This window comes from Kitasatospora sp. NPDC096128 (assembly GCF_040303105.1).
Classification (GTDB): domain Bacteria; phylum Actinomycetota; class Actinomycetes; order Streptomycetales; family Streptomycetaceae; genus Kitasatospora.
The window spans coordinates 11950-31760 of sequence record NZ_JBEOSP010000013.1 but is presented as its reverse complement, the minus strand read 5'-3'; the positions used below and the strand labels follow the sequence as shown (position 1 = coordinate 31760).

The following is a 19811-nucleotide window of genomic DNA, read 5'->3' as shown; positions in this document are numbered from 1 at the left end:
TGCTTTTCAAGAACTGGAATGGTGAGATCCGATGGCGAACGAAGAGACTCTCCGCGACTACCTCAAATGGGTGACGACCGACCTCTACAACACGCGGCAACGCCTGCGTGAGGTGGAGGAACGGGGCCACGAGCCGATCGCGATCGTCGGCATCGGCTGCCGTTACCCCGGCGGGATCCAGGCCCCCGAGGACTTCTGGAATCTGCTGGCCGAAGGCCGTGACGGCGTCGCCGGAATTCCGACCGACCGCGGCTGGAACCTCGATGACCTCTACGCGGAGGACCCGGACGGAATTTCGCAGGTGCGCGAGGCCGGATTCATCGCGGACGCCAGCGGATTCGACGCCGGATTCTTCGGCGTCAGTCCGCGCGAAGCGGTGGCGATGGACCCGCAGCAGCGCGTGCTGCTGGAGGTCTGCTGGGAGGCGCTGGAGCGCGCGGGCATCGACCCGACCTCCCTGCGCGGCTCGCTCACCGGCGTGTTCGCCGGTGCCGCGCTGTCCGGTTACGGCTTCGGCACGGACGAGGACCTCGACGTCCACCTGATGACCGGGACCTCCACCAGCGTCATCTCCGGCCGGGTCTCGTACTCGCTGGGCCTCGAGGGCCCCGCGGTGACCGTGGACACCGCGTGCTCCTCGTCCCTGGTGGCGCTGCACCTGGCGGCCCAGGCGGTGCGCTCGGGCGAGTGCTCGCTGGCCCTGGCCGGCGGTGTCACGGTGACCGCCATCCCCATCATGTTCACCCAGTTCTCCAAGCAGCTCGGGCTGGCCCACGACGGACGCTGCAAGGCCTTCTCGGCCGAGGCCGACGGCATGGGCATCGCCGAGGGCGCCGGCATGGTCGTCCTGGAGCGGCTGTCCGACGCCCGGCGCAACGGGCACCCGGTGCTCGCGGTGATCCGCGGCTCCGCGATCAACCAGGACGGCGCCTCCAACGGCCTGGCCGCGCCGAACGGCCCGTCCCAGCAGCGCGTCATCCGCGCCGCGCTGGCCAACGCGCGACTGTCGACCACCGACGTGGACGTCGTCGAGGCGCACGGCACCGGCACCACCCTCGGCGACCCGATCGAGGCCCAGGCCGTGATCGCCACCTACGGCCAGGGCCGGCCGGAGGAGGCCCCGGTCTTCCTCGGCTCGGTGAAGTCCAACATCGGCCACACCCAGGCCGCCGCCGGTGTCGCCGGTGTCATCAAGATGGTGCTGGCGCTGCGCAACCAGCGGATGCCGCAGACCCTGCACGCCCAGGAGCCCTCGCCGCACATCGACTGGTCGGCCGGTGACGTCCGGCTGCTCAACGAGCCGCAGGCCTGGCCCGCCGGCGAGCGGGTGCGCCGCGGCGGCGTCTCCTCGTTCGGCGTCAGCGGCACCAACGCCCACGTCATCATCGAGGAGGCCCCGGCCGAGGACGCCGAGCCCGCGGAGGCCGTCGAGGCCGACGCCCCGGCCGAGCAGAGCGCCCCCGAGGCCGCCCCGCCGGTGGTCTCGGGCGCCGCGGCCTGGCTGGTCTCCGGACGCTCGGCGGACGGGCTGGCCGCCCAGGCGGACCGCCTGCGCGACTGGCTCTCCGCCCGGCCCGCGCTGGAGCCCGCCGAGGTGGCCTGGTCGCTGGCGACCACCCGCGCCGCCTTCGAGCACCGGTCCGTCGTCCTGGGCGCCGAGCGCTCCGAACTCATGGGCGGTCTCGGCCAGTTGGCCGGAGGCCTGCAGAACGCCTCGGTCGTCACCGGGGTGGCGCACACCAGTGCGCGGTCCGTCTTCGTCTTCCCCGGCCAGGGCTCGCAGTGGCTCGGCATGGCCCGGGACCTCGCCGCCTGCAGCGACGTCTTCGCCGCCCGCCTGGCCGAGTGCGAGGCCGCGCTGGCGCCGTACGTGGACTGGAAGCTCGACGACGTGCTGACCGGCGCCGACGGCGCTCCGGAGCTCAAGGCCGCCGATGTCGTCCAGCCGGCGCTGTGGGCGGTCATGGTCTCGCTCGCGGCCGTGTGGGAGGCCGCCGGGGTGACCCCCGACGCGGTCGTCGGCCACTCGCAGGGCGAGATCGCCGCGGCCACCGTCGCGGGCATGCTGAGCCTGGAGGACGGCGCCAGGATCGTCGCGCTGCGCTCCCGGGCACTGCGGGCGATCACCGGCATCGGCGGGATGCTGTCGGTGACCGAGCCGGCCGCCCGGGTCGAGGAGCGGCTGGGACGCTGGGACGGCCGGCTCTCCCTGGCCTGCGTCAACGGGCCCTCCGCGGTCGTGGTCTCCGGCGAGGCGGCCGCCCTGCGCGAACTCCAGGAGGAACTGCAGGCCGACGGCGTGCGCGAGCGCATGGTCGCCGTCGACTACGCCTCGCACTGCGCCCAGGTCGAGCGGCTGGAGGAGGAGATCGCCGCCCTGCTCGCCGACGTGACGCCGCGGGCCGGACGGATACCGATGGTCTCCGCCGTCACCGGCGAGCCGCTGGACGGCGAGGACCTGGACGCCGGGTACTGGTACCGGAGCCTGCGGGCCACCGTCCGCTTCGAGAAGGCGGTGCGCACCCTGGCCGGCCTCGACCACCAGGTGTTCATCGAGGTCTCCCCGCACCCGGTGCTGCTCGCGCCGATGACCGACACCCTGGAGGAGGCCGCCGTCGAGGCCGGCCCGGCCGTCCGGCCCGGGGCCGTCCTCGGCACGCTGCGCCGCGACGACGGCGGCGCGATGCGCCTGCTCACCTCGCTCGCCGAGGCCTTCGTCGCCGGTGTGGCCGTCGACTGGGCCAAGGTGCTGCCCGCCGCCGAGCCCGTCGAACTGCCCACCTACGCCTTCCGCCACCAGCGGTACTGGCCCAAGGGCATGCTGGCGCTGCCCGGCGCCGCCAAGGCCGGCGACGGCGACCCGGCCTCGCTGGGCCTGGGCTCCGTGAGCCACCCGCTGCTGCGCGCCGTGGTCGAACTGGCCGGCGAGGCCGAGCTGGTGTGCACCGGCCGGCTGTCGCTGCGCACCCACGCCTGGCTGGCCGACCACGCCGTCGGCGGCGTGGTCCTGCTGCCGGGCACCGGCTTCGTCGAGATGGTGGTGAGCGCCGGCCACCAGGTGGGCTGCTCGCTGATGGAGGAGCTGACGCTGCAGGCGCCGCTCGTCCTGCCCGCTGACGGCGCCGGCGTCCAGGTCCAGGTCGTGGTGGCCCCCGCCGACGAGGAGGGCCGGCGCCAGGTCGACGTGTTCTCCCGCCCCGACCGCCCCGAGGAGGAGGAGCAGGTCTGGGTCAAGCACGCCGCCGCGGTGGTCGCCCCGGCGCAGACGTCCCCCCGGGCGGAGGAGGACCTCACCGTCTGGCCGCCGCGCGGCGCCCAGAAGCTCGACATCACCGACCTCTACACCGTCCACCTGGCCGACATCTACGGCCCGGCGTTCCAGGGCCTCCAGGCCGTCTGGCGCCGCGGCGAGGACATCTTCGCCGAGGTCGCGCTGCCCGAGGAGGCCGGCGACGCCGGCTCGTACGGGCTGCACCCGGTGCTGCTGGACGCGGCGCTGCTGGCCGGTGTCGTCGCCGAGGCCGCCGAGGCCCAGGAGTCCGGCGGCGACGCCGAGCAGGGCCAGATCCGGATGCCGTTCGCCTGGACGGGCGTGGAACTGCACGCCGCCGGGGCACCGGTCCTGCGGGCCCGGCTGCGCCGGGACGCCCAGGGCGGCCTGACCCTCACCGCCGCGGACGCCACCGGCGCGCCCGTGGTCTCGGTCGCCTCGCTGATCACCCGGCCGGTCTCGCCGGACCAGCTGCGGGCGGCCGGCGACGAGTGGATCCGGGACGCGTTCTTCACCGTGGAGTGGGCCCCGCTGGCCCAGGGCGCGGTCCTCGACGGGCCGTGGGCGCTGGTCGGCGCCGACCGCTTCGCCGTGGCCGAGCAGCTGGCCGCCGCGGGCGTCCAGGTGCACCGCTACGCCGACATCGCCGAACTGGCCGCGGCCACCGGCGCGGGCGGGACCGCCCCCCGCGCGGTGCTCGCCTGCGTCGGCGGCGAGGACGCCCACGGCGTGACCGTGGCCGCCCGGCAGGCCGCCGGCGAGGCCCTGCACCTCGCCCAGGAGTGGCTGGGCGCAGCCGAGTTGGAAGCCGCGCAGCTGGTGGTCCTGACCCGCGGCGGGATGGCCGTGCAGGCCGGCGACCGGGTGGCGGACCCGGCGGCCGGTGCGGTCTGGGGCCTGCTGCGCTCGGCGCAGCTGGAGAACCCCGGCCGGATCGTGCTGGCCGACCTCCCCGCCGACGGCGGCGAGGGCGAGGTCGCGGCGCTGCCGACCGTGCTGGGCAGCGGCGAGCCGGAGGTGGCCGTCCGGGACCGGAAGGGCTACGGCCGGCGCCTGACCCGCCCCTCGGGCGAGCTGGTCGTCCCCGACTGGACCGCGGCCGCCGCGCAGCGCCCCGAGGGCGAGGACCGGCGCACGGTGCTCGTGACCGGCGGCACCGGAACGCTCGGTGGCGTGGTCGCCAAGCACATGGTGGCCACCGGGCGGGCGGGCGGCGCCGTGCTGCTCAGCCGCTCGGGCCCGGGCGCCGCGGGCGTCGCCGCGCTGGCCGCCGAGGTGGCCGGGCTGGGCGGCTGGGTCCGGGTGCTGGCCTGCGACGTGGCCGACCGGGACGCGCTGGCCGGTGTGCTGGCCGGCCTCCCGGCCGACGGCCCGCTGGGCTCGGTCTTCCACGCGGCGGGCATCATCGACGACGGCATGGTCGACTCGCTGAGCGCGGAGCGCGTGGCGGCGGTCATGCGTCCCAAGGTCGACGCCGCCTGGCACCTGCACGAGCTCACCCGGGGACTCGACCTCGACCACTTCGTGCTGTTCTCCTCGGTGGCGGCGGCCTTCGGTGGCGCGGGCCAGGCCAACTACGCGGCCGCGAACGCCTTCCTGGACGCGCTGGCCGGCCACCGGCGGGCCGCCGGACTGGCGGGCACCGCACTGGCCTGGGGCCCCTGGATGCCCGAGGCCGGCATCGGCCGCGACCTCGACGAGGTGATGCTCCGACGGATGACCGGCTCGGGCCTCGCCGCCCTGAGCGAGCACGAGGGCCTGGCCCTGCTGGACCTGGCCCTGGAGCGGACCGAGGCCATCCTGGTCCCGGCCCGGCTGGACAAGGCCGCCCTGCGCGCGCAGGCGGCCGCCACCGGCGTCCCCGCGCTGTGGCAGGTGCTGGCCGACGAGATCATGCCCCGCCGGGCCGCCGTCACCTCCGCCGCCGGCGCCACCGGCACCGGCGCCGCGGACGTGCTGCGCCAGCAGCTGGCCGGGCTGCCGGCCGCGGAGCGCGACCGGGTGCTGCTGGACCTGGTCCGCACCCACGCGGCCGCGGTGCTCGGACACGCCTCGGGCGACGCGATCGAGGCGAACCGCCCGTTCACGGACCTGGGCTTCGACTCGCTGATCGCGGTCGAGTTCCGCAACCGGATGAACCCGGCGACCGGACTGCGCCTGCCGGCCACCCTGGTGTTCGACTACCCCAGCCCGGTCTCCCTCGCCGCCATGCTGCGCGAACAGCTCGCCGGAGACCTCGCCGACATCGCGGACGCGGTCGGCCCGGCGACGACCGTCGCGCTGGCCATGGACGAGCCGATCGCGATCGTCGGCATGGCCTGCCGCTTCCCGGGCGGCGCGGTCGGCCCGGAGGAGCTGTGGCAGATGCTGGCCGCCGGCACGGACGGGCTGTCCACCTTCCCGACCGACCGCGGTTGGGACCTCGACGCCCTCTACAACCCGGACGTGGACAACGTCGGCACCTCGTACACCCAGGTGGGCGGCTTCGTGCAGGACGCCAGCGCCTTCGACGCCGGGTTCTTCGGGATCAGCCCGCGCGAGGCGCTGGCGATGGACCCGCAGCAGCGGCTGCTGCTGGAGACCTCCTGGGAGGCGCTGGAGCGCGCCGGGATCGCCCCGGCCTCGCTCCGGGGCTCGCAGACCGGCGCCTTCGTCGGCGGCTACGGCTCCTCGTACCTCGCCGTCACCATGGCGGACGAGGAGGAGGTGGAGAGCCTCGGGGCGCACCTGATGACCGGCAACGCGGCCAGCGTGCTGTCCGGCCGGGTGTCCTACACGCTCGGGCTGGAGGGCCCGGCGGTGACGATCGACACCGCGTGCTCCTCCTCGCTGGTCGCCCTGCACCTGGCCGCCCAGGCCCTGCGCAACGGCGAGTGCACGCTCGCGCTGGCCGGCGGTGTCACGATCATGGCGAGCCCGGACGGGTTCCTGGCCTTCTCGCACGCCCGCGGTCTGGCCGAGGACGGACGGTCCAAGGCCTTCTCCGACGACGCCGACGGCATGGGCATGGCCGAGGGCGCGGGCATGCTCGTGGTCGAGCGGCTGTCGGACGCCCGGCGCAACGGGCACCCGGTGCTCGCGGTGATCCGCGGCTCGGCGATCAACCAGGACGGCGCCTCCAACGGTCTGACCGCGCCCAACGGCCCCTCGCAGCAGCGCGTCATCCGCGCCGCGCTGGCCAGCGCCCGACTCTCGACGGCCGACGTCGACGTGGTGGAGGCGCACGGTACGGGCACCACCCTGGGCGACCCGATCGAGGCCCAGGCCCTGCTGGCCACCTACGGCCAGGACCGCGGCGAGCGCGGCTCGCTGTGGCTGGGCTCGGTGAAGTCCAACCTGGGGCACACCCAGGCGGCCGCCGGTGTGGCCGGTGTGATGAAGATGGTGCTGGCGCTGCAGCACGAGCAGCTCCCGCGGACGCTCTACGCGGACGTCCCGTCCTCGCACGTCGACTGGGAGGCCGGTGACGTCCGACTGGTGAACGAGCCGGTGCCGTGGCCGGCCGGGGAGCGGGTGCGCCGGGCCGGCGTGTCGGCCTTCGGCATCAGCGGCACCAATGTGCACGTCATCGTCGAGGAGGCCCCGGCAGAGGAGGTCGAGCCCGAGGACGCCGCGGGCGTGGACGACGCGGCGGACGGCGCCGCCGAGGCCGTCGAGGCGCCGGAGACGGTGCCGGTGGTGGCGGGTGCCGGTGCCTGGCTGGTGTCGGCCCGCTCGGCGGAGGGGCTGGCGGCCCAGGCGGGCCGACTGCGCGCCTGGGCGGTGGCCCGGCCGGAGCTGGAGCCGGCGCAGGCGGCGTGGTCGTTGGCGACGACGCGTTCGGTGTTCGAGCACCGGGCCGTGGTGGTCGGCGGCGAGCGGGCCGGGCTGGTGTCGGGGCTGCAGAGTCTGGCGGCTGGTGTGCCGTCGGGTTCGGTGGTGTCGGGTGTGGCGCGGCCGGGTGCGCGGACGGTGTTCGCGTTCGCGGGTCAGGGTTCGCAGTGGGTCGGTATGGGTCGTGAACTCGCCGAGGTGAGTGCGGTGTTCGCGGCTCGGCTGGCGGAGTGTGCGCAGGCGCTGGCGCCGTATGTGGACTGGTCGCTGGACGAGGTGCTGGCCGGTGCCGAGGGCGCTCCCGCGCTGGAGGCCGCCGATGTGGTGCAGCCGGCGCTGTGGGCGGTGATGGTGTCGCTGGCGGCGGTGTGGGAGGCCGCCGGGGTGACGCCGGATGCGGTCGTCGGTCACTCGCAGGGTGAGATCGCTGCGGCGACCGTGGCCGGGATGCTCAGCATCGAGGACGGTGCCCGGGTGGTGGCGCTGCGCTCGCGGTCGTTGAAGGTGCTGGCGGGTCTGGGCGGGATGCTGTCGGTGAGCAGCCCGGCCGTTGTGGTGGAGGAGCGGATCGCGCGCTTCGGTGACCGTCTGTCGCTGGCGGCGGTGAACGGGCCGTCGGCGGTGGTGGTTTCGGGTGATCCGGAGGGTCTGGAGGAGCTGAAGGCGGAGTTCGAGGCCGAGGGTGTGCGTGCCCGGTTGGTCGCGGTGGACTACGCCTCGCACTCCGCCCAGGTCGAGCGCCTGGAGGAGGAGATCCGCTCCGTCCTGGCCGGAGTGACGCCGCGTCGCGGACGCGTCCCGATGGTCTCCGCGATGACCGGCGAGACGCTGACGGGCGAGGAGCTGGACGCCGCCTACTGGTACCAGAGCCTGCGCGCGACGGTGCACTTCGACCGCGCGGTGCGCACCCTCGCGAGCCAGTACTACCAGGTGTTCGTCGAGGTCACCCCGCACCCGGTGCTGATGGGCGCGATGAACGACACCCTCGAAGAGGCCGCCCAGGAGGCCGGCCCCGGCGCGGTGCCGGCGGCCGTCTGCGGCACGCTGCGCCGCGACGAGGGCGGGACGGCCCGTCTGATCACCTCGCTGGCCGAGGCCTTCGTCAACGGCGCCACCGTCGACTGGCGCGTGGTGCTGCCCGCCGCCGAGCGGGTCGAGCTGCCGACGTACGCCTTCCAGCACCAGCGGTTCTGGCCGCAGGGCGTGCTGGCCCTGCCGACCTCGGCGGGCTCGGTCCTCGGCGGCGACGGTGCGAGCAGCGAGGCGGAGGCCCGGTTCTGGGCGGCCGTCGAGGGCGGGGACCTGACCCAGCTGGCCGACACGCTGCTGGTGGACGGTGACCGTCCGTTCAACGAGGTGCTGCCGTCGCTGGCGTCCTGGCGGCGCCGGGAGCTGGACCGGTCGGTGACCGCGAACTGGCGTTACCGGGTGAACTGGGCGGCGATCACCGAGTCCGACGCCCGGGTGCTGTCGGGGGCCTGGGTGCTGGTGGTTCCGGCCGGGTTCGACGGGCAGGCGTACGGTTCGGCGCTGGCTGCCCGCGGTGCCGAGGTCGTGGTGGTCGAGGTGCCGGCCGGGCTGGTGGACCGGGCCGCGGTGGCCGCGCTGCTGGCCGAGGCCGTCGAGCCGGCCGGTGTGGCGGGTGTGCTGTCGCTGCTGGCGCTGGACGGGACGGCGCTGCCCGAGCACCCGGTGGTGACCGGTGGCCTGGCGGCGACGCTCGCCCTCGTGCAGGGGCTGGGTGACGCCGGGATCTCCGCGCCGCTGTGGCTGGCCACGCGTGGTGCGGTGGCGGCGGGCCCGGGTGAGGCGCTGGCCAACCCGGTGCAGGCGCAGGTGTGGGGTCTGGGTCGGGTCGTCGGCCTGGAGCACCCGGAGCGCTGGGGCGGGTTGGTCGACCTGCCCGAGGTGCTGGACGAGCGGGCCGGTGCCCGACTGGTCGCGGTGCTCGCGGGCTGCGGCGAGGAGCAGGTCGCGATCCGGACGGCCGGGATCCTCGGCCGCCGGCTCTCGCGGGTGCCGCAGCGAGGCGGCGAGGACGGTTGGGCGCCGCGTGGCAGCGTGCTGATCACCGGTGGCACGGGTGCCATCGCCGGGCACGTCTCGCGCTGGCTGGCCGGTCGCGGTGCGGAGCGGCTGGTGCTGACCGGCCGGTCCGGCCCCGCCGCCACCGGCATCGCGGCGACCGTCGCGGAGCTGGCCGGGCAGGGCGCGCGGGTGGACGTCGTGTCCTGTGATGTGACGGACCGTTCGGCGCTGGCCGGGCTGGTGGACTGGATCGGTGGGACCGGTCCGGCGCTGTCCTCGGTGCTGCACACCGCCGCCGTCCTGGACGACGGGGTGGTGGACCGGCTGTCGGTGGACCGTCTGGAGACGGTGCTGGCCGCGAAGGCGGCGAGCGCGGTGTACCTGGACGAGCTGACCGCGGGCCTGGAGCTGGACGCCTTCGTGCTGTTCTCCTCGGCCGCGTCCACGCTGGGCGGCCCGGGCCAGGGCAACTACGCGGCGGCCAACGCCTTCCTGGACGCCCTGGCCGAGAACCGGCGCAGCCGGGGCCTGGCCGGTCTCGCGGTGGCCTGGGGCCTGTGGGGCGGTGGCGGCCTGGCGGAGTCCAACGAGGCGATCCGCTCGCGCATGCGCCGGATCCCCATGCCGCCGATGGACCCGCAGCTGGCCGTGCGCGCCCTGGCCGAGTCGATGGCGGGCCCGGAGCCCGTCGTCACCGTGATGGACGTCGACTGGCGGCAGCTGGGCTCGGCGCCGGGCACGGCGGACGTGCTGGACATGCCGCTGGTTCGCGACATGCCCGAGATCCGGCGCCTGGCCGCCGACCGGGCGGGGGCCGGCGACGCCACCCGCAGCGACGGCGAACTCGCGCGCCGCCTGGGCGGGTTGGGCCGCGCCGAGCAGGACCGGGTGCTGACCGACGTGGTGCGGGCCGAGGCGGCGGCCGTCCTGGGCCACTCCTCGGCGGACATGGTGCAGGCCCGGCAGGCCTTCAAGGACCTGGGCTTCGACTCGCTGACCGCCGTCGAACTGCGCAACCAGCTCAACGCGGCCACCAGGCTGCGGCTTCCGGCCACGCTGGTGTTCGACTACCCCACCCCGGTCGCCCTCGCCGAGTTCCTGCGCGGCGAGCTGGTCGGGGAGCAGACGGCCGAGGCCGCCGCCCCGGTGGCCGTGGTCACGGGCCCGGTCGTGGACGAGCCGCTGGCGATCGTCGGCATGGCCTGCCGCTTCCCGGGCGGCGCGGGCACTCCCGAGGAGTTCTGGGAGCTGCTCAACGCGGGCGGTGACGCGGTGGGCGGGTTCCCGACCGACCGCGGCTGGGACCTGGACGGGTTCTTCGACCTGGACGGAGGGAGCTCCGGCACCTCCTCCACCGAGTCGGGCGCGTTCCTGCGGGACGCGGCCGGCTTCGACGCCGGGTTCTTCGGGATCAGCCCGCGCGAGGCGCTGGCGATGGACCCGCAGCAGCGGCTCATGCTGGAGACCTCCTGGGAGGCCCTGGAGCGGGCGGGCATCGACCCGGCCTCGCTGCGCGGATCCTCGACCGGTGTGTTCGCCGGCGGCTTCGGCTCGGGCTACGCCATCGGCATGGCGCTCACGGGCCAGGACGGCTCGGGCGTCGAGGGCCACCTGATGACCGGCAACTCGACCAGTGTGCTGTCCGGCCGGGTCTCGTACGTGCTGGGCCTGGAGGGCCCGGCGGTGACGGTCGACACGGCGTGCTCCTCCTCGCTGGTCGCCCTGCACCTGGCCGCCCAGGCGGTGCGCTCGGGCGAGTGCTCGCTCGCGCTGGCCGGTGGTGTGACGGTCATGGCGACGCCGTTCTCCTTCGTGGAGTTCTCGCGGCAGCAGGGTCTGGCGACGGACGGCCGGTGCCGGGCGTTCTCCGAGGACGCGAACGGCACGGGCTGGGCCGAGGGCGCGGGCGTGCTCGTGGTGGAGCGGCTGTCGGACGCCCGGCGCAACGGGCACAAGGTGCTCGCGGTGATCCGGGGCTCGGCGGTCAACCAGGACGGTGCGTCCAACGGCCTGTCGGCGCCGAACGGTCCCTCGCAGCAGCGGGTGATCCGGGCCGCGCTGGCCAGCGGCCGGCTGACCGCCGCCGACGTGGACGTGGTCGAGGCGCACGGAACGGGCACCACGCTGGGCGACCCGATCGAGGCCCAGGCGCTGCTGGCCACCTACGGCCGGGAGCGGGGCGGGCACGGCCCGCTGCGGCTGGGGTCGGTGAAGTCCAACATCGGGCACACCCAGGCGGCCGCCGGTGTGGCGGGCGTCATCAAGATGGTGCTGGCGCTCCAGCACGAGCGGATGCCGCAGACGCTGCACGCCGAGGTGCCGTCCTCGCACATCGACTGGTCGGCGGGCGAGGTCGAACTGCTGACGGAGTCGGTGCCGTGGCCGGCGGGCGGACGTCCGCGGCGTGCGGGTGTGTCGGCGTTCGGGATCAGCGGGACCAACGCGCACGTGATCGTTGAGGAGGCGCCGGCGGCCGAGGTCACCGAGGCGCCGGAGACGGCGCCGGTGGTGTCCGGTGCCGGTGCGTGGGTGGTCTCGGGTCGCTCGGCGGACGGTCTGACGGCCCAGGCGGGTCGGCTGCGGGAGTGGGTCTCGCAGCGGCCGGAGCTGGAGCCGGCGGATGTGGCGTGGTCGCTGGCCGCGACGCGTACGTCCTTCGAGCACCGGGCGGTCGTGCTCGGTGCCGGGCGCGACGAGCTGATGTCGGGTCTGCAGGGCCTCGCCGCCGGGGTTTCCTCCGGTGCGGTGGTGTCGGGTGTGGCCCGGGCGGATGCCCGGGTTGGTCTGGTGTTCGCGGGTCAGGGTTCGCAGTGGGCCGGGATGGGCCGGGGGCTGTACGAGGGCAGTCCGGTGTTCGCGGAGGTCTTCGACCGGGTGAGCGGGCTGCTGGAGTTGGAGCTCGGGATCTCGGTGCGGGACGTGGTGCTGGGCGTCGAGGGTGTGGACGCCGACCTCGCGGACCGGACGCTGTATGCGCAGGCGGGGTTGTTCGCCTTCGAGGTGGCGGTCGCGGCGGTGCTGGCGGCGTCCGGTGTGGTGCCGGATGCGGTGGTGGGTCATTCGGTGGGTGAGGTGGCGGCCGCGTATGTGGCCGGGGTGCTGTCGTTGCCGGATGCGGTGCGTCTGGTGGCGGCGCGGGCCCGGTTGATGCAGGCGTTGCCGAGTGGTGGTGCGATGGCGGCGGTCAACGCGTCGGAGGCGGAGGTCGTTGCGACGCTCGCCGAGGGTGCTGTGATCGCTGCGGTCAACGGGCCGGAGTCGGTGGTGGTCTCGGGTGAGGTCGAGGCTGTGGACCGGGTGGTGGAGGTGTGGCGGGAGCGGGGTCGCCGGGTGCGGCGGCTGCGGGTCTCGCACGCGTTCCACTCGCCGGCGATGGACCCGGTGCTGGGCGAACTCGCTGCTGTGGCGGCCGGGTTGGAGTTCGGTCGTCCGCAGGTGATGTGGGCGGGTGCGCTGACCGGTGAGCTGGTGACGGAGTGCGAGGCGGGTTACTGGCCGGCGCAGACGCGTCAGGCGGTGCGGTTCGCGGATGCGGTCGCCGTGCTCGCCGAGCAGGGTGTGACGGTGTTCATCGAGGTCGGCCCGGACGGCTCGCTGTCCTCGCTGGGCTCGGACATCGTCGCGGGCACCGGGAACGAGGACGCTGTGTTCGTCCCGCTCCAGCGGCGCAACGACGAGAGCGTTCCGAGCCTGGTGACCGGCCTGGCCCGGGCGTACGTCAACGGTGCTTCGGTGGAGTGGAGTTCGGTGCTGCCGGCCGGTTCGCCGGTCGAGCTGCCGACCTACGCCTTCCGCCACCAGCGGTTCTGGCCGGAGGGCATCCTGGCGATGCCGGTGGCCGGTGGGGACGGTGCGAGCAGCGAGGCGGAGGCCCGGTTCTGGGCGGCCGTCGAGGGCGGGGACCTGACCCAGCTGGCCGACACGCTGGCGGTGGACGGTGACCGTCCGTTCAACGAGGTGCTGCCGTCGCTGGCGTCCTGGCGGCGCCGCGAGCTGGACCGCTCGCTGACCGCGAACTGGCGTTACCGGGTGAACTGGGCGACGGTCGCCGAGCCCGACGCCCGGGTGCTGTCGGGGGCCTGGCTGCTGGTGGTTCCGGCCGGGTTCGACGGGCGGGCTCACGGTTCCGCGCTGGCTGCCCGCGGTGCCGAGGTCGCGGTGGTCGAGGTGCCGGCCGGGCTGGTGAGCCGGTCCCAGGTGGCCGGGCTGCTGGCCGAGGCCGTCGAGCCGGCCGGTGTGGCGGGTGTGCTGTCGCTGCTGGCGCTGGACGGGACGGCGCTGCCGGAGCACCCGGCGGTGACCGGTGGCCTGGCGGCGACGCTCGCCCTCGTACAGGGGCTGGGTGACGCGGCGATCTCCGCGCCGCTGTGGCTGGCCACGAGCGGTGCGGTGGCGGCCGGTGCGGGTGAGGCGCTGCCCAACCCGGTGCAGGCACTGGCGTGGGGTCTGGGCCGGGTCGTCGGCCTGGAGCACCCGGAGCGCTGGGGCGGGTTGGTCGACCTGCCCGAGGTGCTGGACGAGCGGGCCGGTGCCCGGCTGGTCGCGGTGCTCGCGGGCTGCGGTGAGAACGAGGTCGCGGTCCGGTCCGCCGGAATCCTGGGCCGTCGGCTCACCCACGCCTCGCAGCCGCGCGGCAAGGACCGCTGGGCGCCGCGCGGCAGCGTGCTGATCACCGGTGGCACGGGTGCCATCGCCGGGCACGTCTCGCGCTGGCTGGCCGAACGCGGCACCGAGCGGCTGGTGCTGACCAGCCGCTCCGGCCCCGCCGCTCAGGGCGCGGCAGCGCTCGCCGCCGAGTTCGCGACGGCCGGCTCCACGGTCGAGATCGTCGCCTGTGATGTGACGGACCGTTCGGCGCTGGCCGGGCTGGTGGACTGGATCGGTGGGACCGGTCCGGCGCTGTCCTCGGTGCTGCACACCGCCGCCGTCCTGGACGACGGGGTGGTGGACCGGCTGTCGGTGGACCGTCTGGAGACGGTGCTGGCCGCGAAGGCGGCGAGCGCGGCGCTCCTGGACGAGCTGACCGCGGACCTGGACCTGGACGCCTTCGTGCTGTTCTCCTCGATCTCCTCCACACTGGGGGCCGCAGGGCAGGGCAACTACGCGGCGGCCAACGCCTACCTGGACGCCCTGGCGGAGAACCGGCGCAGCCGAGGCCTGGCCGCGCTCACCGTCGCCTGGGGAGCCTGGGCCGGCGGCGGCATGGCCGAGTCCAACAGTGTGGTGCAGGCCCGGGTCAAGCGCGGCCCGATGCCCGCCATGGACCCGCAGCTCGCCGCCCGGGCCCTGGGCGAGGCGCTGGAGGGGCCGGACGTGCTGGTGACCGTGATGGACGTGGACTGGGCGCAGCTGGCCTCCGGGCCCGGCGCCGCGGACCTGCCCGAGCGGCCGCTGGTGCGGGACCTGCCCGAGATCCGTCAGCTGGCCGCGGCCGGCGGGGCCACGGCCGCCGTGGTCCGCAGTGAGAGCGAGCTGGCGCACCGGCTGGCCGGGCTGGCCCGCGCCGAGCAGGAGCGGGTGCTCACCGACCTGGTGCGGGCCGAGGTCGCGGTCGTGCTGGGGCACGCCTCGGCCGACGCGGTCGAGGACCGGCGCGCGTTCAAGGACCTGGGCTTCGACTCGCTGACCGCCGTCGAACTGCGCAACCGGCTCAACGCCGCGACCGGCATCCGACTGCCCGCCACGCTGGTGTTCGACTACCCGACCCCGACGGTCCTCGCCGAGTTCCTGTGCGGCGAACTGACCGGCAAGGTGGCGGCTGCCGCCGCCCCGGTGGCCGCGGTCACGGGCCCGGTCGTGGACGAGCCGCTGGCGATCGTCGGCATGGCCTGCCGCTTCCCGGGCGGGGCCGGCACTCCCGAGGAGTTCTGGGAGCTGCTGTCCTCGGGCGGTGACGCGGTGGGCGGGTTCCCGACCGACCGCGGCTGGGACCTGGAGGGCTTCTACGACCCGGAGCGCGGCAACGCCGGGACCTCGTACACCCAGTCGGGCGCGTTCCTGCGGAACGCGGCGGAGTTCGACGCGGGGTTCTTCGGGATCAGCCCGCGTGAGGCGCTGGCGATGGACCCGCAGCAGCGTCAGCTGCTGGAGACCTCGTGGGAGGCGCTGGAGCGGGCGGGTATCGACCCGGCCTCGCTGCGCGGATCCTCGACCGGCGTGTTCGCGGGCGGTTTCGCCTCGGGCTACGGCTTCGGTGTGACGCTGGCGAGCCAGGGTGACTCCGGCGCCGAGGGCCACGTGATGACCGGGAACGCGACGAGCGTGCTCTCCGGCCGGGTCTCGTACGTGCTGGGCCTGGAGGGCCCGGCGGTGACGGTCGACACGGCGTGCTCGTCCTCGCTGGTCGCCCTGCACCTGGCCGCCCAGGCGGTGCGCTCGGGCGAGTGCTCGCTGGCCCTGGCCGGCGGTGTCACCGTGATGGCGACGCCGGGCACGTTCATCGACTTCTCGCGCCAGCAGGGCCTGGCGGCCGACGGCCGGTGCCGGGCGTTCTCCGAGGACGCCGACGGCACGGGCTGGGCCGAGGGCGCGGGCGTGGTCGTGGTGGAGCGGCTGTCGGACGCGCGGCGCAACGGGCACAAGGTCCTCGCGGTGCTGCGTGGTTCGGCGGTCAACCAGGACGGTGCGTCCAACGGTCTGACCGCGCCGAACGGTCCCTCGCAGCAGCGGGTGATCCGGGCCGCGCTGGCCAGCGGCCGACTGACCGCCGCCGACGTGGACGTGGTCGAGGCGCACGGAACGGGCACCACCCTGGGCGACCCGATCGAGGCCCAGGCGCTGCTGGCCACCTACGGCCAGGAGCGGCCGGAGGACCGGCCGCTGCTCCTCGGCTCGGTGAAGTCCAACATCGGCCACACCCAGGCCGCGGCCGGTGTGGCGGGTGTCATCAAGATGATCCTCGCCCTGCAGCACGAGCGGCTGCCGCAGACGCTGCACGCCGAGGTGCCGTCCTCGCACGTGGACTGGTCGGCGGGCGAGGTGCGGCTGCTGACCGAGCAGGTGGCCTGGCCGGCCGACGGCCGGGTGCGGCGTGCGGGTGTGTCGGCGTTCGGCATGAGCGGCACCAACGCCCACGTCATCCTGGAGGAGGCCCCGACCGCCGAGGCCGCCGCCGAGGCCGCCGCCGAGGCCGACCAGGCGCCGGAGACGGCGCCGGTGGTGTCCGGTGCCGGTGCGTGGGTGGTGTCGGGCAAGACGGCGGAGGGTCTGACGGCTCAGGCGGGTCGGCTGCGGGAGTGGGTCGCCGCGCGGCCGGAGTTGGAGCCGGTGGATGTGGCGTGGTCGTTGGCGACGACGCGTTCGGTGTTCGAGCACCGGGCTGTGGTGGTCGGTGCCGGGCGCGACGAGCTGATGTCGGGTCTGCGGAGCCTGGCTGGCGGTGTGTCGGCGGCGTCGGTGGTGTCGGGTGTGGCGCGGGCCGGTGCCCGGGTTGGTCTGGTGTTCGCGGGTCAGGGTTCGCAGTGGGCCGGGATGGGCCGGGGGCTGTACGAGGGCAGCCCGGTCTTCGCGGAGGTCTTCGACCGGGTGAGCGGGCTGCTGGAGTTGGAGCTCGGGATCTCGGTGCGGGATGTGGTGCTCGGGACCGAGGGCGTCGATGAGGCGCTGGCGGACCGGACGCTGTATGCGCAGGCGGGGTTGTTCGCCTTCGAGGTGGCGGTCGCGGCGGTGCTGGCGGCGTCCGGTGTGGTGCCGGATGCGGTGGTGGGTCATTCGGTGGGTGAGGTCGCGGCCGCGTATGTGGCCGGGGTGCTGTCTCTGCCGGATGCGGTGCGTCTGGTGGCGGCGCGGGCCCGGTTGATGCAGGCGTTGCCGAGTGGTGGTGCGATGGCGGCGGTCAACGCGTCGGAGGCGGAGGTTGTTGCGACGCTCGCCGAGGGTGCTGTGATCGCGGCGGTCAACGGGCCGGAGTCGGTGGTGGTCTCGGGTGAGGTCGAGGCTGTGGACCGGGTGGTGGAGTTGTGGCGGGAGCGGGGTCGCCGGGTGCGGCGGCTGCGGGTCTCGCACGCGTTCCACTCGCCGGCGATGGACCCGGTGCTGGGCGAACTCGCTGCTGTGGCGGCCGGGTTGGAGTTCGGTCGTGCGCAGGTGATGTGGGCGGGTGCGCTGACCGGTGAGCTGGTGACGGAGTGCGAGGCGGGTTACTGGCCGGCGCAGACGCGTCAGGCGGTGCGTTTCGCGGATGCGGTTGCCGTGCTCGCCGAGCAGGGTGTGACGGTGTTCATCGAGGTCGGCCCGGACGGCTCGCTGTCCTCGCTGGGCTCGGACATCGTCGCGGGCAGCGGGAACGAGGAGGCTGTGTTCGTCCCGCTCCAGCGGCGCAACGACGAGAGCGTTCCGAGCCTGGTGACGGGCCTGGCCCGGGCGTACGTCAACGGCGCTTCGGTGGAGTGGAGTCCGGTGCTTCCGGCCGGTTCGCCGGTCGAGCTGCCGACCTACGCCTTCCGCCACCAGCGGTTCTGGCCGGAGGGCATCCTGACGCTGCCGACGGTGTCCCCGGTGGGCGGCGACGGTGCGAGCACCGAGGCGGAGGCCCGGTTCTGGGCGGCCGTCGAAGACGGGGACCTGGCCCGCATCGCCGACACGCTGGCGATCGAGGACCAGCAGCAGCTCGGCGCGGTGCTGCCCGCTCTGGCGTCCTGGCGACGTCGCGAGCAGGACCGGTCGCTGACGGCCAACTGGCGCTACCGGGGCGGTTGGTCGGCTATCGCCGAGCCCGACTCCCGGGTACTCTCCGGCACCTGGCTGGTCGCCGCCCGTACCGGCTCGGCCGATGACCTGACGCGGCAGAGCGTGGCCGCGCTGGCTGCCCGTGGTGCCGAGGTCGTCCTGGTCGAGGTGCCGGCCGGGCTGGTGGACCGGTCCCAGGTGGCCGCGCTGCTGGCCGAGGCCGCGGAGCCGTCCTCGGTGGCGGGTGTGCTGTCGCTGCTGGCGCTGGACGGGACGGTGCTGCCGGAGCACCCGGCGGTGACCGGTGGCCTGGCCGCCACCCTGAGCCTGATCCAGGCAGTGGGCGATGCCGGGATCTCCGCGCCGCTGTGGCTGGCCACGCGTGGTGCGGTGGCGGCCGGTGCGGGTGAGGCGCTGGCCAACCCGGTGCAGGCGCAGGTGTGGGGTCTGGGCCGGGTCGTCGGCCTGGAACAGCCGGACCGCTGGGGCGGGTTGGTCGACCTGCCGGAGGTGCTGGACGAGCGGGCGGGCGCCCGGTTGGTCGCGGTGCTCGCGGGCTGCGGCGAGAACGAGGTCGCGGTCCGGTCCGCCGGAATCCTGGGCCGTCGGCTCACCCGGGCCTCGCAGCCGCGGGGTGAGGACCGCTGGGCGCCGCGCGGCAGTGTGCTGATCACCGGTGGCACGGGTGCCATCGCCGGGCACGTCTCGCGCTGGCTGGCCGGTCGCGGTGCGGAGCGGCTGGTGCTGACCGGCCGGTCCGGCCCCGCCGCCACCGGCATCGCGGCGACCGTCGCGGAGCTGGCCGGGCAGGGCGCGCGGGTGGACGTCGTGTCCTGTGATGTGACGGACCGTTCGGCGCTGGCCGGGCTGGTGGACTGGATCGGTGGGACCGGTCCGGCGCTGTCCTCGGTGCTGCACACGGCGGCAGTCCTGGACGACGGGGTGGTGGACCGGCTGTCGGTGGACCGTCTGGAGACGGTGCTGGCCGCGAAGGCGGCGAGCGCGGCGCTCCTGGACGAGCTGACCGCGGACCTGGACCTGGACGCCTTCGTGCTGTTCTCCTCGGCCGCGTCCACGCTGGGCGCAGCCGGTCAGGGCAACTACGCGGCGGCCAACGCCTACCTGGACGCCCTGGCGGAGAACCGGCGCAGCCGCGGTCTGGCCGCGCTCACCGTCGCCTGGGGTGCCTGGGCCGGCGGCGGCATGGCCGAGTCCAGCAAGGTGGTCCGGGCGAGGGTCAAGCGGGCCCCGATGCCGGCGATGGACCCGCAGCTCGCGGTGCGGGCCCTGGGCGAGTCGCTGGACGGGCCGGACGCCGTCGTCACGGTGATGGACGTCGACTGGGCCGAGTTGGTCGCCTCGCCCGGCCCGGTGGATCCGCGGGAGATGCCGCTGGTGCGGGAGCTGCCGGAGATCCGTCGGCTGGCCGCCGCGCGCACCGACGGCGGTGCCGCGGTCCGCGAGGAGGGCGGACTGGTCCGTCAGCTGACCGGGCTGACCCGCGCCGAGCAGGAGCGGGTGCTCACCGACCTGGTGCGGGCCGAGGTCGCGGTCGTGCTGGGGCACGCCTCGGCCGACGCGGTCGAGGACCGGCGCGCGTTCAACGACCTGGGCTTCGACTCGCTGACGTCGGTCGAACTGCGCAACCGGCTCAACGGCGCGACGGGTCTTCGACTGCCGGCCACGCTGGTGTTCGACTACCCGACCCCGAACGCCCTTGCCAGCTGGCTGCGAACCGAGATTGTCTCGGACGCAGCGGTGTCGGTGCCGATCCTTGCCGAGCTCGACCGGCTCGAGGCCGCCCTGCGTACCGGGTCGATGGACGACCCGGTGCGCGAGGAGGCCACCGACCGACTCCGTCGGCTGCTGGACGCCATCGGCGACCAGGCCGCCGACAAGAGCAAGAAGCGGCGCGAAGCGGAACTCGAGGGCGCGACCGACGACGAGCTGTTCGCTCTCGTCGACGAGCTCGAGTGACGCCTGTCCGGCCCTGAGGGGCTCTGCTCGAACCGGGCTGTCCCGCGCGTTCCGT

At 74.9% G+C, this 19811-nt stretch carries 1 protein-coding gene; it reads left to right on the top strand.

The genetic code is table 11. The annotated features are described in order from the left end of the window. Positions 1 to 31: 31 nt before the first annotated feature. Positions 32 to 19756, top strand: a complete 19725-nt coding sequence (locus ABTY61_RS16610; RefSeq protein ID WP_350505706.1) for a type I polyketide synthase — start codon at positions 32 to 34, stop codon at positions 19754 to 19756. Positions 19757 to 19811 lie beyond the last annotated feature (55 nt).

Excerpts from the sequence above, each read along its gene's own strand:
- ABTY61_RS16610 (WP_350505706.1), top strand. The coding sequence starts at position 32 with ATGGCGAACGAAGAGACTCTCCGCGACTACCTCAAATGGGTGACGACC.